Source organism: Bacillus multifaciens, from assembly GCF_030756675.1.
Classification (GTDB): domain Bacteria; phylum Bacillota; class Bacilli; order Bacillales; family Bacillaceae_G; genus Bacillus_A; species Bacillus_A multifaciens.
On sequence record NZ_JAVBXD010000038.1, the window covers coordinates 1 to 22,313 of the forward strand.

Below are 22,313 nucleotides of genomic sequence, written 5' to 3' on the forward strand. Positions count from 1 at the left end.
GTTCTGGACAAACCTGAGAGTACTTTGTCTTATTTTTTTTGTCCAGAAAAATGCTTACACATACTTTTATACATCATCGATATATTTGAAAAGTCGCCGATATATAAGAAGGAGTTGATTCAAAAGACATCTATATCTTTTTTGAGTCAGATTCTTTTTAAAAACGGACGTGTTTGTCTGTATAAATCAAGATCTGAACTTGATCCATTTATGAAAACATCACGAATAATTCTCGCGAACACCATGCTGTATACTAAGCCATTATCCCCATAAGGATAGATAAAATAGCAGTTAGGCATTTTCTCATATATACCAATCATCGGTAGCCCATCATGTGTGCCGCCATAAAAGGCACCGAAATAAAATTCAGGTTTTACATCGATATTGGGAAACAACTTTTGAAATTCTTTTAATAGTGTATCTCGTTTATGGATTAGCTTCGCATCACGTTCTTCGGCGATATCTGTATCTTCATCAAGCCCGCCGATAATAACGCGGTTGTCAGCAGTGGTTCGTATATAACTATATGGACGAGCCGTTTCCCAGATAAGTGTCCGTTTGTACCAGGAAGAAAAATCAGATACAGGGGTTGTGACAATTGCATAAGAACTGCTTAGTATTGCATTTTTGTCCTTTTTGAACTCTAATCCTTCATAGCCAGCAGCAATGATTACTTTTTTTGCAGTAATAGCATGACCGTTTTTTGTAAAAAAAGTGACTGTATCTTTTTCTAATTTCTGCCCTGTTATTTCAGTATCTTCGTATATTTGAACTCCTTTGTCTGACGCTTGTTTGATTAGGCCGTGTGTAAATTTATATGGGTTTATTTCACCATCGTTGTATGTATAAAGAGCGGCCCGTTTTTGAAAGGGATATTTTTGACCAAGCTGTTTTTCTGTTAGCCAAACAGCTTTGAAACCATGCTTTTGTAAGTAATACAGTTCTTTTTCTAGTTTCTCAATATCACTTTCACAGCTGGCATAGTACAAGCTATCACGGCGAATAAAATCAGATGAAATGGGTAAATTTTGAGAAGCAGCTTCAATGTCGCAAATGGCTTGTTCGCATAATTTAAAATGACGAACTGCATGTTCTTCTTCAAACGTATTTACAAGCTCAAAAAACATTTTTTCACCTAAATATTGAATGAGTCCCGTGTTCGGCAAATTGCTACCATGTCCAACTTTTCTTTTATCAACAACAACGACACGTAAATCTGTTTCACTTAAGAAATGTGAAAATTGTGCTCCAGAACTTCCTGCACCTATAATTAACACATCACATGTTATATCCTCTTGTAAAGAAGGATACGTGGGTGGACTAGGGAGAGTTGTCGTCCAAAAAAATTTACCTGTGTGTAAATCCATTCCTATGCACCTACCTGAAAGAAAATCATACTTTCTTCTAAAGTTGCCGATTTAATGGGGTTGTATACGTATTCAAATAAAAAGAAGGAATCTTATTATATTTGTCGAATTTCCGGGGAAATGATCAGAAAATGAGAGTGATACATATGAGAGAAAAAATTCAACTAGAATTAGAAAGAATTGAGAAAGAGAATGATGTGAAAATCTTGTTTGCAGTTGAATCAGGGAGTCGTGCCTGGGGATTTCCATCAAAAGATAGCGACTATGATGTACGTTTTGTATACGTACATCGATTGGAATGGTATTTATCAATTGAGCAAAAACGCGATGTTATTGAGTATCCAATTAATGATGCTCTTGATATAAGTGGTTGGGAACTCCGCAAAGCACTGCAGCTATTTTCGAAATCAAATCCGGCTTTGTTAGAATGGATCAGTTCACCGATTGTATACGCTAAGGCATCAGACCTTTCTGAGCGTTTGCAGGAGATGAGTAGTCAGTTTGATCCGAAAGCAACGGTATATCATTATTTACATATGGCATCTAAAAACTATCGCGCATTTTTGCAAGGTGAAGAAGTGAAGTTGAAGAAATACTTTTATGTATTACGTCCGATACTGGCGTGCAAATGGTTAGAAGAGAAAGGAATATTGCCACCTGTTGAGTTTGAAAAATTAGTGAATGGACTAGAACTGGATGCGGCACTTTTACAAGAAATCGAGGAACTGCTTGAGAAGAAAAAAGCGGGTATAGAGCTGGATAGCGGACCAAGAATTATGTTACTGAATGAATTTTTAGAAGAACAGATTACCTATTATGAAGAGTACGTGAAGAGTTTAGAAAAGAAACCGGTTATAGATATTGAAAAGTTAAATGTACTGTTTCAAGATATGTTACATCAAAATTGGAAAGAGCACTAATCACGGTAGTGCTCTTTCTTATATGAGAGAGGAAATTTTATATATAATTATATAAATTTCTTTATCGTTATCTAATTGGCGGCTATGCAAATACACCATGACCGCTACTGGCATGCTTTAAAACCTCGCATGTGGCAGGAAAAGGTCCTGACCGTTACTATGGCACGGCCAGATGCTCTCGTCCTCCTCAAAAAAGAAAGAGGTTTTTTATGTCTTTTCTAACTTCTATATATACAAGGATAAGTTTACAGCATCACATATCTTCAATTCTTTTTAACGCTTCATCCGCCGGCCCTTCGATTACCTCCCCTTCAATTGAAAAACGTGAACCGTGACAAGGACAATCCCATGTACATTCGCCGCTATTCCACTCCACTTCGCAACCTAGATGTGTACAAGTCGTATCGACAATGTGAAGTTTCCCATTCTCGTCTTTATAGGCACCGGCACGTTTCCCGTTTACATTTACAACAGCACCTTCTCCGTTTTCAAGATTTTCTGGTTTCCGAAGAGCAAACTCCAGTTTTCCTTCAATTAAATGTTTTGCTACATCGAGGTTTTGTGTAACAAACGTTTTTAAATCTGGATTCGTATGGAATCGTGACGGTGCATAGAGTTCTTTATAGGGGCTATCGATTTTCATAATGGATGCTTTTAGCAATAAAGCTGCTGCAGTTCCATTTGTCATGCCCCATTTGCGGTAACCTGTTGCGACAAAAATGTTAGGATTATTTTCATTAATGTGCCCGACATAAGGAATTTTATCGAGTGTAATTAAGTCTTGTGTTGCCCATCTGTATGGGATTTCTTCTATGCCAAAGGTTTCTTCGCCGAATGTTTGCAGTGCTTCGTAATGGTTCATCATGTTAATGCCTTGTCCCGTTTTATGACTTTCACCGCCAATTAACACGAGTTTTTCGCCATCCATTGTCGTATAGCGGAGAGATCGTTTTGGATTATCGACGCTTATATACATTCCTCCTGGATACTCTTGCTTTGTTTTCACGCCAAGGACATAAGAGCGTTCCGCATACATTCTTGCGAAGAAGAAGCTATTTGCATCATAAAAAGGAAAATGTGAACAAGAAATAACGTGACCGCAAGCGATTCGATGCCCATCTTTTGTGATTACTTGTTGATAAAATCCTTTTTCTACATCAATGGCAGTTGTATTTTCATATAGAACGCCGCCAGCTTTAATAAATTGTTCGACAAGTGCTGCTAGGTAGCGAAGCGGATGGAATTGCGCTTGATTTCTTATAACAAGTGCAGCCTTTACGGGAATAGGAAGTGGGATACTTTCTACATATTCACCAGGGATATCTAGCTGTTTGTATGCTTCTAATTCTTCTGTTAACTTGTGTAGATTGTCGATTTCATTTGTATACAGGTAAGCATCTTCTTCTGTGAAATCACACTGAATATTGTGCTCTTGTACGGTATCTTTTATAAATTGCAGTGCTTCATTGTTTGCTTCGTAATATAATTTCGCTTTTTCTTCCCCAAAGTGATTGATGAGCTCATTGTAAATAAGATCATGCTGTGTTGTAATCTTTGCGGTTGTATGTCCAGTTGTTCCATTTAAAATATTTCCTGCATCAATTAAAGCAACTTTGACTCCTTCTTTAGCGAGTAAGTAGGCTGTTGTGATGCCAGTGATACCCGCTCCAACAATGGCCACTTCCGTTCTTATGTTCTCTGTTAACTTTGGGAAGGTAGGCAATTGAATAGAATCACGCCAATACGGTTCTGGAAATTTTGGGAGCTGATTGTGTTCCAAGTGAATGCACCTCTTATTCTAATAAATTCTTATTAGTTATTTTTTCCAATCAGAGGGATTTCATGTATTTAAATTGAGTTTCTATAAATTATTTTTAAATAATTTTTTTAGAGGGAGTTTTATATACAGTTTTGTATTTTAAGTGAATGGGTAGAACGTAGAATAAATAAGATAAGTATAGTATTTACCGTGAAATGAAGTAATTAGCGAAGGGCCGATGAAAAGATAATAGGAAGTATAAATGTTGGTAAATAAACGTTTTTTCTTTAGTAACATAGAAAGTAATTATAAAAGTATAACCAACTTTTATTACTAGGTCATAAAAGTTATTGACAATACAGAAAGCGTACTGATATGATTCATCTTGTGGAAAGGTTGATAAAGGGTAAAAAGAGAAATGTTTTTCAATGAATAATAATTGTAAGAGTGAGTGAGCATAATTTTCTGTGAGAAAGAAAATTTATAATACTAGTTATTATCAATCTGGAAGCGATAATCGATGCAAAGTGCGTAAGCGCGGCATGAGAAAGGGGCACAAGTAATGAAGGATCTTCATACGTTTGGCTGGTATGCAGCACGTGTATCACCACATTTGCCAAAAAAGGCATTTAAACCAGTCCCAGCTCGTTTGTTTGGCGGACTAGCCTACTTATTAATTACGATAGCAGGTTTTTTGGCAATTGGCTTATTCAATTTGAATGTGTGGGCCAACCTTGGAATTGCAACCGTTTTAGGATTGTGTTTTGCATCTATGGGATTTCTTGGACATGAAATTTTACATGGTACAGTAGTAAGAAAAGCTTGGTTAAGAGATTTTCTTGGAGCAATTGCGTTTATGCCATTATCAACTGGACCGAAATTGTGGAGAAAGTGGCATAATTTAACGCACCATGTGCACACACAACATGAGGAGAATGATCCGGATGCGTGGCCAACGATGGATAAGTTTAAGAAAAGCAAATTTTTACGCTGGGTATATCGCCTTCCGTTACATGTTCGCTCTTTCTTTAGCTTTTTGTCGTTAACACTTCAATTTACATTGCATTCGTCTCGTATGTTTTTCCTTTTTATTAAGGAATTTAAACCACAGAATCAAAAATCTGTGTGGTTCCAGCTTCTTTTGCCGTGGACAGTATGGATTAGTTTATTGTTTATTATGGGTCCTGCAAAATGGTTTTTTGCTTATGTCATTCCATTGTTAATTGCGAATTTCATTGTAATGGGGTATATTGCAACAAACCATCGTTTGAATCCAATCGTTCCTGTAAACGATCCGCTTGCAAACTGTTTATCGGTAACAGTGCCGCGCTGGGTAGACGTATTACATTTTAACTTCTCATATCATACAGAACATCACTTGTTCCCGGGTATGAGCTCGAAGTACTATCCGTTAGTAAAAGAGAAAATTAAAGAAATGTGGCCAGAGCGCTATCATGAAATGCCGATGGAGAAAGCGTTAGCCGCTCTTTGGAATACACCGCGTGTGTATTATCAAGGTAGTGAGTTAGTTGATCCACATAAATCACATTTATACGGCTCTTTAGGGAATGGGTTAGATCCTGCGAATATTGAATATCGTCAGGAAAATATAGAAGACTCAAAAGCTGCGAAGAACGGCTAAAACATAAGATGAAAAAATGATATGAAAGCCTCTTTTTTTAGGAGGGCGAGAGCACCTGGCCGTGTGTAGAAGCGGTCAGGGCTTTTTTCTGCCTTAAAAACAAAGAGTGAAGGGTACGTTTTGTTCTGCATAGCAACGATATATATAACTTTCATATTTAATAATAAAAGCACGAGCTCGTAAAGAGTTCGTGCTTTTTACATAGGGATTTCTGTTTGTTTTGTTGATTGTGGATAATTTGTATTTTTGCGTGCCAGTCTTTTTTCAAGAAGATGTACAAAGTACGTAAATAGAAGGACAAGCGCAAGGTAATAGACACTGACAATCATGTATGTTTCGAGCTGCTGAAAGTTTGCGGCAGCTTCAGAAAGCCCAGTGCCCCACAACTCTGACATTCCTACATAGGCAACGAGAGAAGAGTCTTTAAGGCCGATAATGAACTGATTGCCAAGCGGCGGAATAGACAAACGAAACGCTTGAGGCAAAATAATACGCCGCATTGCTAAAGGGTATGTCATTCCTAAAGAGCGAGCTGCCTCAAGTTGGCCGCGGTCCACGGATTGAATAGAGCCCCTAAAAATTTCTGTAATATAAGCACCGTTATGAATAGCGAGAGCAATTGCACCTGCCCAAAACGGGGATAAGACAATAATAGATGTAATTCCAAAATAGAGGATCATAATTTGTACAACTAGCGGTATCCCGCGAATAATCGCAATGTATACATGGGCAATCCCATTTAAAAGCTTGCTATTGGAAATACGAAAAAAAGCAAACAGTAATCCAATTAAGGATCCAAGTAATAAGGATGTTATTGTTAACTGTAATGTAATGACAATTGCCTTTAGGAACGCTGGATATGTAGACATGAAAATATCAATCATAGTTATCACCTCTATATCGGTTTATTTTACTATGGTAACCATGCCCCACTGAAAGATGTGGGGCGCTATTTGTAAAAAATCTATTTTTCTTTTTCACCTAGAATGTTACGACCAAACCACTTTTTACTGATTTTTTCATAGGTGCCATCTTGAATGATTTCATCTAGTGCTTTATTTAATTTTTGCAGCAATTCTTTGTCGTCTTTGCGAACAGCGATGGCCATTTCATCAAGAGACAGTGGTTTCCCAGCATCTTTTATATTTGCTTTTCCTTCTTTCATCATGCGCAGGCCTACCATTTGGTCTGTGACAACAGCATCAATTCTTCCAGGTTCTAAGTCCATAAGAGCGGTAATATCACTATCGTATTCGGTAATTTGGTCTGTTTGTTTGGCAATAAGTGTTTTAAATGTACTTGCTTTCACAACACCTACTTTTTTTCCTTTTAAATCTTCAGCGGAAGAGATGGATTTATTCGTTTTTGACACGAAAATTTGGGCGCCGGAACGATAATACGGGTTTGTGAAGTTAACTGCTTTTAGACGATCTTCTGTGATGGCCATACTTCCTAAAATCACATCATATTTTTTTGCTTGCAGGCCTTGGATTAATGTTTCCCAAGGATTTGTAACAGGAACGGCCTTCATATTCATTTTCTTAGCAAGGGCTTCACCAATTTCGACATCAAAGCCGACAAGCTTGCTATTTTCTTTATAGTTAAACGGTTTATATAAACCGCTCATTGCGTAGCGAAATTCTTTCTTTCCATCGGTTGATGAAGTACTGCTTTCTTTACTACAGGCACCTAATACTAAAGAAGCACATAATGTAATCGCTGCAATCGCTTTAAACATTTTTCGTTTCATAAAAGCACCTCCAATTGTTATAAAATATTTCTTAAAAATTGCTTCGCGCGCGGGTTTGACGGAGCAGTGAAAAATTGTTCTGGGGGCGCATCCTCTACGATTTGTCCGTCATCCATAAAAATAATGCGGTCGGCTACATCGCGGGCAAATCCCATTTCATGTGTGACGATAATCATCGTCATCCCTTCTTTTGCGAGATCTTTCATAACTTGTAGTACTTCTCCGACGAGTTCAGGATCGAGGGCTGAGGTAGGTTCGTCAAATAACATAATTTTTGGATTCATTGCGAGTGCTCTTGCAATAGCAATTCGCTGCTTTTGACCACCTGATAAAAGATCGGGTGTTACGTTCGCTTTATCTTGCAATCCAACTTTTTCTAGTAATTCGTAGGCAATGTTTGTTGCGTTTGTTTTATCTAACTTTTTGACGTGAATAGGAGCTTCTATGATGTTTTCTAGTGAGGTCATATGAGGAAATAAATTGAAATGTTGAAAAACCATGCCGACATTTTCGCGGACTTTGTTTAAGTTTGTCTGTTTCGGATGAATTTGTTCTCCCTGTATCGAAATTTCTCCATTATCATACACTTCCAGGAAGTTTAAACAACGCAGTAATGTACTTTTTCCAGAACCGCTTGCACCGATTAAGACAACAACTTCTTTTTCTTGTACGTGTAAATTGACGCTTTTTAACACGTTTAAAGAGCCAAATGATTTTGTAAGATTTTGAACTTGTATCATGCATCCCCCTCCAAAGAAATGTAGATGTATAAAAATAACTTATTTTTGTTAATTAGTCATAAATTGTCTAATTCCTTTATTTTTATTAAAAATTTAAAGGAGTTATAGGTCGTATGTTAATAGAAAACAGGAAAAATTGTTATCTTATATATATCCAAATTAAAAAATCGACATAAAAACCTCTGTCTTTTTAGGGGAGGGCGAGAGCATCTGGCCGTGCATAGAAGCGGTCAGGGCCTCTTCCTGCTACATGCGATGTTTTAAAACAAAGGGAAAAAGCGAGTACAGGTGGTGTTGCAGTCCGCATAACAGCAACTTATATGTCGAAAAATTAAAATTGATTTATATATCTTAAAAGTTCAAATTATGGATATGTAATATTACATAAAATAACAATAGTTTATATGGCTATAATATAAGAGTAAAATGATTCCATATTGTGGATCTCATATATAACAAAATACCCTAAGATTTCATTACGGAAAGGCGAAGAATGTTTATTATTCTTCGCTTTTTTGTATCCTTTACACATATTGTCATGTAAAGGAAGATCTTATAAGTTGAATTATTTATTTTAAAAATCATTATATCTATTTATAATGAAAATAGGGATAACAATATATAGAGTGTATTTATATCATTTAGATGGGGGAGCTTGGGATGGAAACAGAAAAAAGGCCTTTTTCTTTTGGGCTACGTATACAGCTAATGTTGTTTATAACGGTATTAGCACTTATTACGTATTCAACAAGTGTAGTTTTTATTTATGTTGTACATGATTATGTTCATGAATATGTAAATCAAACTATATACAATATTGTTGTGATGATATTAGGGGTTATTTGGTCAGGGGTTTTGGCGTATTTTGCAGCGGATTTTCTTATTAAGCCGCTTCGAAAGCTTGAGGAAGCGGCTCATAAAGCGGCGAATGGGGATATTCGTGAAGATGTTTCGCTTCCAAAAGCGGATGATGAAATCCGTTCTTTAAGCGTTGCTTTTAATGCAATGCTTGGAAATTTGCGGACAATGGTGAAAAACATTGATACGACATTTACATATACAAACCACCAAGTGCAGCAAATTCGTGAGCAAACGGGAGAGGCGACGAAACAAGCACAAGGTGTATCGGAAACGCTTACTGAAATTTCTGTAGGAGCAGAGCAATCAGCTGTTTCTATTCAAACAATTGTTTCTACAGTCGATGCGACAATTTCGATTGCAAGTGAAGTAGAAGAAAAAGCGAAGCAATCTGATGAATTATCTTCACAAATGGTGCAGGCGCTCGGGCAAAGTACACGTGTTTTTGTATCGCTTATTGAAGGAATTCAAATGCTTGCGAAAGAAAATGAACAATCGATGAAAAGTGTACAAAAGTTAGAAGAACATACAAAACAAGTAGGGCATATCGTCTCGTTAGTGAGTGAGATTGCTAGTCAGACAAATTTATTAGCACTAAATGCATCGATTGAGGCAGCTCGTGCTGGGGAGCATGGGAGAGGGTTTGCAATTGTTGCTGAAGAGGTACGTAAATTGGCAGATGAAAGCGCAAATTCAGCACAAAATATTTCAAAATTGTTGCACGATATGCAAAACGAAGTGAACCGTGTTTCTATGCAAATGACAGATCAAGTGAAAACAGCAAGGGAAGAAGCGAAACGAGGAGAAGCAACGGAGTTCACTTTGAAAGACATGACAGCGAGTATTATGGAAGTAGCAGATGCGATTCAAAAAATTAGCGGTTATATGAAAGAACAGATGAATTATATCCATGAAACGGGTGTACAAACGAAGGAAGTGGCAGCAATTGCTGAAGAAACCTCGGCAGGGGCACAAGAAGTTGTTCGTGTAACGATGAAGCAATCTGAAAATATGATATTCATTGATCAGTTATCGAAAGATTTAGAGAAGCGGGCAGTAGAATTAAAAAGGACAATTGCACAGTTTATGGTGTAGGGAAGAACGATGATCGTTCTTCCTTTTTCATTTGATATATTATATAGAAAAAATAAAAATATGAACGTTTCCGTAACATTTCTCTTTATCTCTTTCAGATGGAAATTATAGCAAGATATAATAAAGCTATAATATTAGAGGGAGTGTCTTTCATGAAAAAAGAGAAAAGACAACAACTAATTAAACAATTGGTGAGAGAGAACGAAATAGAGACACAAGAAAAATTGGTAGAGTTGTTAGAGGAACGCAATGTATCTGTTACACAAGCAACGATTTCTCGAGATATTCATGAATTAAATTTAGTAAAGGGAGCTTCTTCAAAAGGACCCGTAATATATAAGGTTTTCACAGAAGAGAACCAGCGAGCGGATATACAGCTAAAGAAGAAAATAAGAGAAGTTGTTATACAAATCGATTATGTAGAACAACTGACGATTATTAAAACTTTGCCTGGGAATGCCCATGTTATTGGTGCTTTATTAGATTCTTTAGATTGGAAAGAAAAAATAGGATGTATATGTGGGAATGATACGTGTCTTATCATTTCTCCATCAAAAGTAGATAGGGAGATTTTAAAAGGTAGATTGAATTTGATTATGTAAATACGAATTAAAAAAACGACATAAAAACCCCTTTCTTTTAGAGGAGGATGAGAGCATCTGGCCATGCATAGAAGCGGTCAGTGCCTTTTCCTGCCACATGCGAGGTTTAAAACAAAAGGAGGGAGCAAGTGCAAATCATGTTGTATTGCTACATAGCAACGATTTACATGTCGAAAAAATAAAATGGATTATATAGATGGATGAGAGCATCTGGCCATGCATAGAAGCGGTCAGTGCCTTTTCCTGCCGCATGCGAGGTTTAAAACAAAAGGAGGGAGCAAGTGCAAATCATGTTGTATTGCTACATAGCAACGATTTACATGTCGAAAAAATAAAATGGATTTATATAGATGGACGAGAGTATCTGGCCATGCATAGAAGCGGTCAGTTCCTTTTTCTGCTATATACGAAGTGAAAACAATGGGAGAAAATGAGTACAGGATCTTTTTTTCTACATAGCAGCAATTTATATGTGGACAAATTAAAATGAATACATAAATGAGAAGGCTGTTTCTAATGAATGTTAGAACGGTCTTTTTTCATTTATATAAATTAAAAAGTCCTTTTTTTAGGTGGGCGAGAGCATCTGGCCATGCATAGGAGCGGTCAGTTCCTTTTATTGCCACATGCGAAGTTTAAACAAAAGGAGAAAGCAAGTAGCGGCTTAGATGTCGAAAAATGAATTGATACATAAAAGTTAACTATCCATTAGAAGGAATGTCTTTATTTTTGCGAGTACGAGAAAAAATTTTTAATCAAAAATAGAGGCTATTATACAGCCAATATACGTTATATTTTACCTTGTTAGTTAATTATGAGATGAAATATCTTATAAAAATACGATTACATATATGTTTTAAAAAATAATTTGTGAAATATTCCACTTAGTATTGTTAGCGTTTTCACAAAGCGGTATGTGCATTCTGTTTATTATGTACTTGTAGACATCAAACAAATTTAAAAGGAGGAACAACAAATGAAACATCCGATCCATGTTACTTCAGAAATTGGGGAATTACAAACGGTTTTATTAAAACGTCCAGGTAAAGAAGTGGAAAACTTAACGCCAGATTATTTGCAGCAATTATTATTTGACGATATTCCATATTTACCAATTATTCAAAAAGAACATGATTATTTTGCGCAAACATTACGCAATCGGGGTGTTGAAGTTCTTTATTTAGAAACACTAGCAGCTGAGGCGTTAGTTGATAAAAAACTTCGTGAAGAATTTGTTGATCGTATTTTAAAAGAAGGACAGGCTGACGTAAATGGTGCATATCGCACTTTAAAAGAATATTTACTTTCCTTCTCAAATGAAGAAATGATTCAGAAAATTATGGGTGGCGTACGTAAAAACGAAATTGAAGCTAGTAAAAAAACCCACCTGTATGAATTAATGGAAGACCATTATCCATTTTATTTAGATCCAATGCCAAATTTATATTTTACACGTGATCCAGCGGCTAGTATAGGTGGCGGTTTAACAATTAACAAAATGAGAGAACCAGCACGGAGACGTGAATCATTGTTTATGGAATATATCATTAAACATCATCCACGCTTTGCGAGTCACAATGTACCAGTTTGGTTAGATCGTGATTATGATTTTCCAATTGAAGGCGGCGATGAGCTGATTTTAAATGAGGAAACAATTGCGATTGGCGTATCAGCTAGATCATCAGCTAAAGCAATTGAACGCTTAGCAAAAAATTTATTTAGTCGTCAAAATAAAATTAAGAAAGTACTAGCAATAGAGATTCCAAAATGTCGTGCGTTTATGCATTTAGATACAGTATTTACAATGGTTGATTATGATAAATTTACAATTCATCCAGCTATTCAAGATCCAAAAGGTAATATGAATATTTACATTTTAGAAAAAGGAGAGAGTGAAGAAGTTCTCAAAATTACGCACCGTACATCTTTAACTGAGGCTTTAAAAGAAGTGTTAGGTTTGAGTGAATTAGTTCTTATTCCTTGCGGAGGAGGAGATGCGATTGCTTCTGCTCGTGAACAATGGAACGATGGATCCAATACATTAGCAATTGCACCGGGTGTAGTCGTTACATATGATCGCAACTATGTATCCAATGCTTTATTACGAGAGCATGGTATAGAGGTTGTGGAAGTATTAAGTTCGGAATTGTCTCGCGGTCGTGGGGGTCCACGTTGTATGAGTATGCCGATTGTTCGAAAAGATATTTAATTTAAATACAAGAGAAAGTAGGGACGAATGATGATGATGACAAAACCAAACTTAAAAGGAAGAAGTTTTCTTGCTGAAAAAGATTTTACAGAGGAAGAATTATTATACCTTATTGATTTAGCGGCAGAGCTAAAAGAGAAAAAGAAAAATGGTATCCCGCATCATTATTTAGAAGGTAAAAACGTTGCCCTATTATTTGAAAAAACTTCAACTCGTACACGTTGTGCATTTACGGTAGCATGTACAGATTTAGGGGCAAGTCCTGAATACTTAGGTAAAAATGATATTCAGCTAGGAAAGAAAGAATCGGTTGAAGATACAGCAAAAGTGTTAGGACGTATGTTTGATGGTATTGAATTCCGCGGATTTTCACATGCAACAGTAGAATCTCTAGCAAATAATTCAGGTGTACCAGTATGGAACGGCTTAACAGACATGTGGCATCCAACACAAACACTTGCAGATTTGTTAACAATAAAAGAGCATCTCGGAAAATTAAAGGATGTTAAGCTCGTCTATGTTGGAGATGGACGTAACAATGTGGCGAATAGTTTATTAGTTGGTGGTTCAATGGTAGGAATGGAAGTACGCATTTGTACCCCAGAATCATTATTCCCAGCACAAGAAATCATTGATACTGCTAAAAAATATAGTGACCGGGTAATGGTAACGAGCAATGTAGAAGAAGCTGTTGCCGGTGCCGATGTTATTTATACAGATGTATGGGTATCTATGGGCGAAGAAGATAAATTTGCTGAACGTATTGAACTTCTTACTCCATATCAAGTGAACATGGAAATGATTAAAAAGACTGGAAATGAAAATATGATTTTCTTACATTGTTTACCTGCATTTCATGATGTAGAAACATTGTACGGAGAGGAAATATATGAAAAATATGGCATAAAAGAAATGGAGGTAAGTGACGAAGTATTCCGCAGTAAGCATTCAAAAGTATTTGATCAAGCGGAAAATAGAATGCATACAATTAAATCGGTTATGGCAGCTACTTTAGGAAATATGGAATAAAGAAGGGGGAGATTCCTCCTTCTTTATCCCTCTATTGATAAAAGTTTCACTTTATTCCTATCTGACAAAAGAGAGGTGAGTGTAATGGGGGATGAAAAAAAATTAGGACTGTTTACTTTGACCGCGCTTGTTGTAGGCTCCATGATCGGTGGCGGAGCATTTAACTTAGCAAGTGATATGGCAAAGGGTGCAGGTGCAGGGGCAATTATTATTGGTTGGATTATAACAGGTATCGGAATGGTGTCACTTGGGTTGTCGTTTCAAAACTTAACAGTGAAAAGACCGGATTTAGATGGTGGAATTTTTAGTTATGCAAAAGCCGGATTTGGTAATTTTATGGGGTTTAATAGTGCTTGGGGATATTGGTTATCCGCGTGGCTCGGAAATGTAGCTTACGGTACGTTGTTATTTGCGTCAATAGGTTATTTCATTCCAGCTTTTGAAGGTGGACAAAATGTAGCATCAATTATTGGAGCAAGTGTATTGCTATGGTGTGTTCATATGTTGATTTTACGCGGTGTGCAATCAGCGGCACTTGTGAATTTAGTAACAACAATTGCAAAGTTAGTACCTGTCTTTGTATTTATCGTTGTAGGGATATTCGCTTTTCATATTGATATTTTCTTAGATGGATTTTGGGGACAAGGTGCTACTTTTTCTTGGGCGGATGTAGGAAGCCAAGTTAAAAGTACAATGCTTGTAACACTTTGGGTATTTATTGGGGTAGAAGGAGCTGTCGTCTTATCAAGTCGTGCAAAAAGTCGAAGTGATGTTGGGAAAGCAACTGTTATTGGATTAATAGGAACTCTCATTATTTACATTCTTTTAACACTATTATCATTAGGAATTATGAAGCAGGCTGATGTTGCAAATTTGAAAAGCCCAGCAATGGCATATTTATTTGAAAGCGTTGTCGGAAAATGGGGAGCTATCTTTATTAATTTAGGTTTAATTATTTCTGTATTAGGTGCTTGGTTAGGGTGGACGTTACTAGCATCTGAAATTCCTTACTTGGCTGCGAAAGACGGCGTATTTCCAAAATGGTTTGCGAAGGAAAATAAAAATAAAGCTCCTGTTAATTCATTATGGTTAACAAATGGTCTGATTCAAATTTTCTTGTTAACATTTGTTGTTTCAGATCAAGCTTATCATTTTGCATTTTCGCTCGCTTCTTCGGCAATTTTAATTCCTTATGCTTTTTCAGCTTTCTATCAATTTAAGTATAGTTTGCAGTCTCAAGAGAAAGATCGTACAAAAAATATTGTCATTGGTTTAGTGGCGAGTATGTATGGGGTTTGGTTAATTTATGCAGCCGGTTTAAATTATTTATTGCTGACTATGACACTATATGCACCAGGAATCTATATCTTTTACAAAGTTCAAAAGCAAACAAACTCAAAACAAATCTTTACTCGTGTTGAGCTTATATCCTCAATAGTCATTGTAGCTTTAGCACTGATTGCAATTTATCAATTGGCTACAGGTAGTATTACTCTTTAAAAACTTTTGTGAAAAGGAAATGGAGGGTTACAAGATGACAAGAAAAAAAATCGTTGTTGCACTAGGAGGAAATGCAATACAATCTGGAGATGCTACTGCAAAGGCGCAACAGGAAGCGCTAGAAAGAACGGCAGAACAACTCGTTGCGATTATAGAAAATGATGTAGATATTGTCATTGCACATGGAAATGGTCCGCAAGTAGGGAACATTTTATTGCAGCAAAAAGCAGCAGAAACTGAAAAAACACCTGCCATGCCACTAGATACTTGTGGTGCAATGACCCAAGGAATGATCGGGTATTGGATGGAAAATGCAATTGAAAAGGCTTTGAAAAAGCGGGGTATCGAAAAAGATGTAGTAACAGTGATCACCCGGGTTGAGGTAGATGAAAAGGACGCGGCGTTCGAAAATCCAACAAAACCAATCGGTCCCTTTTATACAGAAGAAGAAGCACGGAAGTTAATGGAGACAACAAAAGCTGCATTTAAAGAAGATGCAGGACGAGGCTGGCGACGTGTTGTGCCATCACCAAAACCGGTAAGCATTCACGAACATAAAGTGATTAATGCATTAGTGGAGGACGGTGATATTGTCATTGCTGTTGGAGGCGGGGGTATCCCAGTTATTGATTCGGAAGATGGATTAATAGGAACAGAGGCTGTTATCGATAAAGATTTTGCTGCTCAAAAATTAGCTGAATTAGTAGATGCTGATATTCTCGTTATTTTAACTGCAGTTGATTATGTGTATGTAAACTTCAATACACCAGATCAGAAGAAACTAGAGAATGTTACAGTTGCTGAACTAGAGCAATATATACAAGAAAATCAATTTGCACCTGGCAGTATGCTTCCGAAGATTCAAGCTGCCATTAATTTTGTGAATACAGATTCAAAACGAAAAACGATTATTACTTCATTGGAAAAGGTATATGAAGCGTTAGAAGAAAATGCAGGTACTATTATTTCCAAGTAAGCCCTATAAATAGTAGTCAGATTATATAAGTTGAAAACATGACATAAAACCTCCTTTCTTTTTAGAGGAGGGGACGAGAGGATCTGGCCGTACAAAGAAGAAATTTGTATATCGGAAATTTAAAATGAATTTATAGAAAAAGAATGAAGTGACAGACTTCATTCTTTTTTTGTAAAAGTAAGTTCATAAAGTATTCATGAAAAAGGAAAAATTTAACGTTTTATTATGATAAGATAATTTTTGAAGGCGCTTTCTTTATGTTACATGATTCCCGCTATTTGTGGGAAGCCTCACCTCAAGATTCAAAGAGAAGCGAAAAAAATAGGCGGAGGATGAAGAATCTTAAGCTGATCGAAGTTTCACTTTATAGAAAGAGAGAGGACATTTCATGCAAAGAAGAAATATAGTGGAAGACTTAAAGCAATTTAAACTATTTGCTAATCTATCAAATAAGAAATTGGAAAGTCTAGCACAGTTTGTTTATTGGCGAACCTATAAAAAGGGCCAATTTTTATTTTTAGAAGGTGATTCAAGAGAAAGAATTTACTTTATGCTAGATGGATTTGTGAAATTAGAGCGAGTGAATCAAAGCGGCAATTTGTTATATGAAGATTACATAAAGCGTTTTTCTATTTTTCCTTATTGCGGTATGTTTACAGATGCGTCATATAATTATACGGCTATCGCAATGACGGACGTCGATGTGTACTATATTCCCACTTCTATTTTTGAGGATATGGTGAAGTCAAACCAAAAGCAGCTTATGTATATTGTTCAGGAGCTGTCTTCTATATTGAAAATAAATGAAAAACGCGTCCAAAACATTACCATTCCAAATGCCCAAGATCGCGTCATACAAACATTAGGTTACTTGATGAACGATTTAGGAGAAGAGGCAGGAAAAGAAATATTAATTTCATGTCCTCTCACAACAATTGAAATTTCTAAAATATCCGGGACATCTCGTGAGACGGTTAGCGGGGTATTAAAGCAACTAAAAAGTGATTGCATCGTCACAATTTTAGATAAAAAAATTACAATACATGATCCAGCTTATTTTGAACAAAGTTCGATGTGAAAAATAATGAATCGTAAAGAAATGTGAAATAAGATTAACAAAATTAATTATTAATCTTATTTATATATAAAACCACTTTGATTTTTTAACACACAAATCGCTACTATGCAGAATACAACATGTCCGCGGCTTGCCTGATTCATTTATTTCAAACCTGGCATGTGGCAGGAAAAGGCCCTGAACGCTCCTACGCGCGGCCAGACGCTCTCTCCCCCCTAAAAGAGGGGGTTTTTCAATTTGTATTTATATATGTGTATAAAGGACTTCTTTGTTATTAAATATAAGGATTTTATAGTGGATGGCAAATAGCGGGATAAAAGTTTCACTTTGTTTCAGACTAATCATACATATATACATTTAGTAATAATGTAAAATTTATCGTTACAAACTCTTTATATTTTGTTATGATAGTGTTACGAAAACGTTTGCATAAACTTGTGCAAAAAGGAGAGAAGGAGTTATGAACAAAACGTGGTGGAAAGAAGCTGTAGCTTATCAAATTTATCCGCGCAGTTTTATGGATTCAAATGGTGATGGTATCGGAGATTTGCAAGGAATGATCTCAAAGTTAGACTATTTAAAAGATCTGGGCATTGACGTAATTTGGATTTGTCCAATGTATAAATCGCCAAACGATGATAACGGCTATGATATTAGTGATTATCAAGATATTATGGACGAATTTGGTACGATGGCAGATTTTGATGAATTATTAGCAGAAGTGCATAAGCGTGATATGAAGCTGATTATTGATCTTGTTATTAATCATTCAAGTGATGAGCATCCATGGTTTATTGAATCGCGTTCTTCTAAGGATAATCCAAAGCGTGATTGGTACATTTGGCGCGATGGAAAAGATGGAAAAGAACCGAATAACTGGGAAAGTATTTTTAACGGATCTGCTTGGGAGTATGATGAGGCAACAGGCCAATATTACTTGCATCTGTTCTCACGTAAGCAACCAGATTTAAACTGGGAAAACGAAGAAGTGCGCCAAGTTTTATATGACACAGTGAATTGGTGGCTTGATAAAGGAATTGACGGCTTCCGTGTTGATGCGATTAGTCACATTAAGAAGGAAGATGGATTCAAGGATATGCCGAATCCGAAAGGCTTAAAGTATGTGCCTTCTTTTGATAAACATATGAATGTGAATGGCATTCAGCCGCTTTTAGAAGAGTTAAAAGCAAACACGTTTGCTAAATACGATATTATGACTGTCGGCGAAGCGAATGGTGTGAAAATTGAAGATGCTGAGCTTTGGGTTGGAGAAGAGCAAGGGAAGTTCAATATGGTATTCCAATTTGAGCATTTAAGCTTATGGGATGCAGAAAAGAAAAAAGAACTTGATGTTGTAGGGCTTAAAAAAGTGTTAACGAAGTGGCAAAAAGGTTTGGAGAATAAAGGTTGGAATGCGCTGTATATTGAAAATCATGACAAACCGCGAATTGTCTCTACTTGGGGCGATGATAAACAATATTGGCGCGAAAGTGCAACAGCTTTAGGGGCAATGTATTTCTTTATGCAGGGCACACCGTTCATTTATCAAGGTCAAGAAATCGGGATGACGAACGTTCAGTTCCCGCGTATTGAAGATTATGATGATGTGGCGATTAAGAACTTATATCGTCAAAAGATTGAAGAGGGAGTACCTCATCAAGACATTATGGAGATTATTTGGGCATCTTGCCGCGACAACTCACGTACACCAATGCAGTGGAATAGCGAAGAAAATGCTGGTTTTACAACAGGTACGCCTTGGTTTGGAATGAATCCAAATTATAAAGAAATTAATGTAGACGTGCAGCAAACAGACGCAAATTCTATTTTGAATTTCTATAAAAAGATGGTTGCACTGAAAAAAGAACATGAAGTGTTTACGTATGGAACGTACGATTTACTTTTAGAAGATCATCCACAAATTTATGCATATACACGTACGTTACGTGATGAAAAAGTTGTTGTAATTAGCAATATATCGAAGAGTGAAGCGGTATATGAAGAGACTTCATTCGAGTTAGAATGCAACCGTTTGCTTTTAAATAACTACGAAGTAGAAGCTCATAATGCAGCGACAACAATTACTTTACAACCATTTGAAACAAGGATTTATCGTGTTAAATAATAGGGAAAGATGCTGATATAGCATCTTTTTTTATATGAAAATTAGCATTTTTTATAAAATTATTATTGCAATATGAAAACGCTTTTATTAAAATAGATTTATGAAAACGATTGCGTAAAAAAACGTTTTCGTAAGGGGAGAAGCAATTATTATTTATACATGAGGGACTAAGTTAGAAAAAGGAGGAACAAAAAATGAAGAAGCTTGCATCTTTTGATTTTTGGCAAAAGTTCGGAAAAGCTTTACTAGTAGTAGTTGCGGTTATGCCGGCTGCTGGTTTAATGATTTCCATCGGTAAATTAATCGGTATGTCTGCTGGTGATGTAACTGCAGTACAAACGATTGCTAGAGTTATGGAAGATATCGGTTGGGCAATTATTGTAAACTTACATATTTTATTCGCTGTAGCAATTGGGGGATCTTGGGCAAAGGACCGTGCAGGCGGTGCGTTTGCGGCATTGCTAGCATTTATATTAACAAACCGAATTACAGGAGCAATTTTTGGTGTAAACGCTGTAATGTTAGCGGATTCAAAAGCGAAAGTCTCTTCCTTATTAGCGGGAGACTTACTTGTAAAAGATTATTTTACTTCTGTTCTTGGTGCACCAGCACTTAACATGGGAGTTTTCGTAGGGATTATTTCAGGTTTCTTAGGAGCTACGCTATACAATAAATATTATAACTATGATAAATTACCGCAAGCATTAGCTTTCTTTAACGGAAAACGTTTCGTACCATTTGTAGTAATCGTTGGTTCTACAATCACTGCTATTATTCTATCATTCGTATGGCCGTTCATTCAAAGTGGATTAAACGAATTTGGACGCTGGATTGCAGCTTCAAAGGATAGCGCACCAATTGTTGCACCATTTGTATACGGAACATTAGAACGTTTATTATTACCATTTGGATTGCACCATATGTTAACGATTCCAATGAACTATACAGCGCTTGGCGGATCGTACACAATCTTAACAGGTGCCAAGGCAGGACAAGTTGTAGCGGGACAAGATCCATTATGGCTTGCATGGATTACAGATTTAAATAACTTAATTACTAAAGGTGATATGAATGCATATCATGACTTATTAAATAGCGTTGTTCCTGCACGTTTCAAAGTAGGACAAGTTATCGGTTCAACTGCATCATTAATTGGTATCGCATTTGCGATGTACCGCAACGTAGATGTAGAAAAGCGTCATAAGTATAAACCAATGTTCTTCTCAGCAGCATTAGCAGTATTTTTAACTGGGGTTACAGAACCGATTGAATTTATGTTTATGTTTGTCGCTCCAGTACTATATGTTGTGTATGCGATTATTACTGGTGTCGCGTTCGCATTAGCAGATGTTATTCATTTACGCATCCATGCATTTGGTTTTATTGAGTTATTAACTCGTACACCAATGATCGTAAAGGCTGGATTAACAAGAGACCTTATTAACTTCTTTGTTGTATCAGCGATCTTCTTTGGATTAAACTTTACAATCTTCAACTTCTTAATTAAAAAGTTCAATTTACCAACACCAGGACGTGCTGGTAACTACATTGAGAATGAAGATGGTGCTGAAGAAGCAGCAGCAAGTGTAAAAGTAGGTTCATTAGCAACAGCGGTTATCGCATTGTTAGGCGGGAAAGACAACATTGCCGATGTAGATGCTTGTATGACACGTTTACGTGTGACAGTAAAAGACTTAGATATTGTTGCAAAAGAAGCAGAATGGAAGAAGAACGGAGCACTTGGATTAATTGTAAAAGATAAAGGTGTACAAGCTGTATATGGTCCAAAAGCAGACGTATTGAAATCAGATATTCAAGATATTTTAGGGATATAACAAATGAAAGTATTAACACTAAACTGTCATTCGTGGCAAGAAGATGAGCAGCTTGCAAAGATTCATTATTTAGCAAAAACGATTCAGGAAAATGACTATGATGTCATCGCACTGCAAGAGGTAAGTCAGTCAATTGCGGCTCAAAATGTATCCGGGAACATAAAAGAAGATAATTTTGTCCGTTTATTACAAGCGGAGTTGGAGAAGCTTGGCGCGGTAAAATATGACGTTGTATGGGACTTTGCTCATATCGGATACGATGTGTATGAAGAAGGTTTAGCCATTTTAACAAAGCATTCTATTAAAAAGAGCGACTCATTTTTCATATCAGATAGTACAGACACAACGTATTGGAAAACACGAAAAATTGTAGGCGTAACGGTTTCTTATTACAATCAGCCGGTGACATTTTATTCTTGTCACCTCGGCTGGTGGAACGATGAAGAAGAACCATTTCAGAACCAAGTAGATTGTTTATTGCACCGCGCGGAGAATAACGAATTGGCGTTCTTAATGGGCGACTTCAATAACAATGCACGTTTGCAAAATGAAGGCTATGACTATCTCATGCAAAAAGGTTTATATGACACATATCAATTAGCAGAACGAAAAGACGAAGGAACAACGGTACAAGGAAAGATTGCTGGATGGGATGAGAATAAGCAGAATTTACGTATTGATCTTATTTTAAGCAATCAACCTGTACAAGTTACTTCTTCCAAAGTCATTTTTAATGGGATAAACCGTGAAGTAATATCGGATCATTTTGGTGTTGAGGTTCAAATTAACATGTAATAAAAAGGCAACCACCGTGCAAAAATACGGAAT

General features: G+C 36.5%; 17 protein-coding genes and 1 pseudogene. 13 read left to right on the plus strand and 5 right to left on the minus strand.

Translation table 11 applies throughout. From position 1 onward, the window contains the following. Positions 1-146 precede the first annotated feature (146 nt). Positions 147-1,367 carry an NAD(P)/FAD-dependent oxidoreductase gene (locus Q9306_RS19630; protein WP_306201524.1) on the minus strand — a complete coding sequence of 407 codons (1,221 nt, stop codon included), beginning with the start codon at positions 1,365-1,367 and terminating at the stop codon, positions 147-149. A gap of 146 nt (positions 1,368-1,513) precedes the next feature. On the opposite strand from Q9306_RS19630, the gene Q9306_RS19635 reads away from it, so the two are divergent. Further along, positions 1,514-2,287: a nucleotidyltransferase domain-containing protein gene (locus Q9306_RS19635; protein ID WP_306201527.1), complete on the plus strand. Its 774-nt coding sequence runs from the start codon at positions 1,514-1,516 to the stop codon at positions 2,285-2,287. A gap of 253 nt (positions 2,288-2,540) precedes the next feature. Here the strand turns inward: Q9306_RS19635 and Q9306_RS19640 are convergent, their stop codons facing one another. After that, a complete protein-coding gene (locus tag Q9306_RS19640; RefSeq protein ID WP_306201529.1) occupies positions 2,541-4,067 on the minus strand; it encodes an FAD-dependent oxidoreductase in 1,527 nt (508 codons plus the stop codon). A gap of 541 nt (positions 4,068-4,608) precedes the next feature. Here Q9306_RS19640 and desB point away from each other — a divergent pair. Beyond that, on the plus strand, positions 4,609-5,688 hold the full coding sequence (gene desB, locus Q9306_RS19645; protein WP_306201531.1) for a Delta(10) desaturase DesB: 1,080 nt from the start codon (positions 4,609-4,611) through the stop codon (positions 5,686-5,688). A gap of 197 nt (positions 5,689-5,885) precedes the next feature. Here the strand turns inward: desB and Q9306_RS19650 are convergent, their stop codons facing one another. The 3 genes from Q9306_RS19650 to Q9306_RS19660 all read right to left on the minus strand — a co-directional run bounded on the left by Q9306_RS19650 (position 5,886) and on the right by Q9306_RS19660 (position 8,178). Then, positions 5,886-6,572 (minus strand): amino acid ABC transporter permease, encoded by a 687-nt coding sequence (locus Q9306_RS19650; protein WP_306201533.1) that lies wholly within the window; start codon positions 6,570-6,572, stop codon positions 5,886-5,888. An 80-nt stretch (positions 6,573-6,652) separates the two neighbouring features. Then, on the minus strand, positions 6,653-7,438 hold the full coding sequence (locus tag Q9306_RS19655; protein WP_306201535.1) for an ABC transporter substrate-binding protein: 786 nt from the start codon (positions 7,436-7,438) through the stop codon (positions 6,653-6,655). A gap of 17 nt (positions 7,439-7,455) precedes the next feature. Beyond that, positions 7,456-8,178 carry an amino acid ABC transporter ATP-binding protein gene (locus Q9306_RS19660; RefSeq protein ID WP_306201537.1) on the minus strand — a complete coding sequence of 241 codons (723 nt, stop codon included), beginning with the start codon at positions 8,176-8,178 and terminating at the stop codon, positions 7,456-7,458. Positions 8,179-9,003: 825 nt separating this feature from the next. On the opposite strand from Q9306_RS19660, the pseudogene Q9306_RS24700 reads away from it, so the two are divergent. The 11 genes and pseudogenes from Q9306_RS24700 to Q9306_RS19710 form a co-directional block, all read left to right on the plus strand. Continuing rightward, positions 9,004-9,189: pseudogene (locus Q9306_RS24700) on the plus strand (HAMP domain-containing protein); the annotation flags it as partial. 15 nt (positions 9,190-9,204) lie between these two features. After that, positions 9,205-10,131, plus strand: a complete 927-nt coding sequence (locus Q9306_RS19665; protein WP_371932410.1) for a methyl-accepting chemotaxis protein — start codon at positions 9,205-9,207, stop codon at positions 10,129-10,131. A gap of 152 nt (positions 10,132-10,283) precedes the next feature. Continuing rightward, positions 10,284-10,733 carry an arginine repressor gene (gene argR, locus Q9306_RS19670; RefSeq protein ID WP_306201541.1) on the plus strand — a complete coding sequence of 150 codons (450 nt, stop codon included), beginning with the start codon at positions 10,284-10,286 and terminating at the stop codon, positions 10,731-10,733. Between the two features lie 976 nt (positions 10,734-11,709). Further along, positions 11,710-12,942, plus strand: a complete 1,233-nt coding sequence (gene arcA / locus Q9306_RS19675) for an arginine deiminase (protein ID WP_306201543.1) — start codon at positions 11,710-11,712, stop codon at positions 12,940-12,942. Between the two features lie 30 nt (positions 12,943-12,972). Continuing rightward, positions 12,973-13,971 (plus strand): ornithine carbamoyltransferase, encoded by a 999-nt coding sequence (argF, locus tag Q9306_RS19680; protein ID WP_306201546.1) that lies wholly within the window; start codon positions 12,973-12,975, stop codon positions 13,969-13,971. An 84-nt stretch (positions 13,972-14,055) separates the two neighbouring features. Beyond that, the gene (arcD, locus tag Q9306_RS19685) at positions 14,056-15,471 is read left to right on the plus strand and encodes an arginine-ornithine antiporter (RefSeq protein ID WP_306201548.1); all 1,416 of its coding nucleotides are present in this window, start codon (positions 14,056-14,058) and stop codon (positions 15,469-15,471) included. A 34-nt stretch (positions 15,472-15,505) separates the two neighbouring features. After that, positions 15,506-16,447 carry a carbamate kinase gene (gene arcC, locus Q9306_RS19690; RefSeq protein ID WP_306201550.1) on the plus strand — a complete coding sequence of 314 codons (942 nt, stop codon included), beginning with the start codon at positions 15,506-15,508 and terminating at the stop codon, positions 16,445-16,447. A 388-nt stretch (positions 16,448-16,835) separates the two neighbouring features. Then, positions 16,836-17,525 carry a Crp/Fnr family transcriptional regulator gene (locus Q9306_RS19695; RefSeq protein ID WP_306201552.1) on the plus strand — a complete coding sequence of 230 codons (690 nt, stop codon included), beginning with the start codon at positions 16,836-16,838 and terminating at the stop codon, positions 17,523-17,525. A 460-nt stretch (positions 17,526-17,985) separates the two neighbouring features. Next, entirely contained in the window at positions 17,986-19,650 is a 1,665-nt protein-coding gene (locus Q9306_RS19700; protein ID WP_306201554.1) for a glycoside hydrolase family 13 protein, read from the plus strand. 194 nt (positions 19,651-19,844) lie between these two features. Then, positions 19,845-21,485 carry a PTS transporter subunit IIBC gene (locus Q9306_RS19705; RefSeq protein ID WP_306201556.1) on the plus strand — a complete coding sequence of 547 codons (1,641 nt, stop codon included), beginning with the start codon at positions 19,845-19,847 and terminating at the stop codon, positions 21,483-21,485. Between the two features lie 3 nt (positions 21,486-21,488). Further along, positions 21,489-22,280 carry an endonuclease/exonuclease/phosphatase family protein gene (locus Q9306_RS19710; RefSeq protein WP_306201559.1) on the plus strand — a complete coding sequence of 264 codons (792 nt, stop codon included), beginning with the start codon at positions 21,489-21,491 and terminating at the stop codon, positions 22,278-22,280. Positions 22,281-22,313: the final 33 nt, after the last annotated feature.

Excerpts from the sequence above, each read along its gene's own strand:
- Q9306_RS19630 (WP_306201524.1), bottom strand. The coding sequence starts at position 1,367 with ATGGATTTACACACAGGTAAATTTTTTTGGACGACAACTCTCCCTAGT.
- Q9306_RS19635 (WP_306201527.1), top strand. The coding sequence starts at position 1,514 with ATGAGAGAAAAAATTCAACTAGAATTAGAAAGAATTGAGAAAGAGAAT.
- desB (WP_306201531.1), top strand. The coding sequence starts at position 4,609 with ATGAAGGATCTTCATACGTTTGGCTGGTATGCAGCACGTGTATCACCA.
- Q9306_RS19650 (WP_306201533.1), bottom strand. The coding sequence starts at position 6,572 with ATGATTGATATTTTCATGTCTACATATCCAGCGTTCCTAAAGGCAATT.
- Q9306_RS19655 (WP_306201535.1), bottom strand. The coding sequence starts at position 7,438 with ATGAAACGAAAAATGTTTAAAGCGATTGCAGCGATTACATTATGTGCT.
- Q9306_RS19660 (WP_306201537.1), bottom strand. The coding sequence starts at position 8,178 with ATGATACAAGTTCAAAATCTTACAAAATCATTTGGCTCTTTAAACGTG.
- Q9306_RS19665 (WP_371932410.1), top strand. The coding sequence starts at position 9,205 with ATGGTGAAAAACATTGATACGACATTTACATATACAAACCACCAAGTG.
- argR (WP_306201541.1), top strand. The coding sequence starts at position 10,284 with ATGAAAAAAGAGAAAAGACAACAACTAATTAAACAATTGGTGAGAGAG.
- arcA (WP_306201543.1), top strand. The coding sequence starts at position 11,710 with ATGAAACATCCGATCCATGTTACTTCAGAAATTGGGGAATTACAAACG.
- argF (WP_306201546.1), top strand. The coding sequence starts at position 12,973 with ATGATGATGACAAAACCAAACTTAAAAGGAAGAAGTTTTCTTGCTGAA.
- arcD (WP_306201548.1), top strand. The coding sequence starts at position 14,056 with ATGGGGGATGAAAAAAAATTAGGACTGTTTACTTTGACCGCGCTTGTT.
- arcC (WP_306201550.1), top strand. The coding sequence starts at position 15,506 with ATGACAAGAAAAAAAATCGTTGTTGCACTAGGAGGAAATGCAATACAA.
- Q9306_RS19695 (WP_306201552.1), top strand. The coding sequence starts at position 16,836 with ATGCAAAGAAGAAATATAGTGGAAGACTTAAAGCAATTTAAACTATTT.
- Q9306_RS19700 (WP_306201554.1), top strand. The coding sequence starts at position 17,986 with ATGAACAAAACGTGGTGGAAAGAAGCTGTAGCTTATCAAATTTATCCG.
- Q9306_RS19705 (WP_306201556.1), top strand. The coding sequence starts at position 19,845 with ATGAAGAAGCTTGCATCTTTTGATTTTTGGCAAAAGTTCGGAAAAGCT.
- Q9306_RS19710 (WP_306201559.1), top strand. The coding sequence starts at position 21,489 with ATGAAAGTATTAACACTAAACTGTCATTCGTGGCAAGAAGATGAGCAG.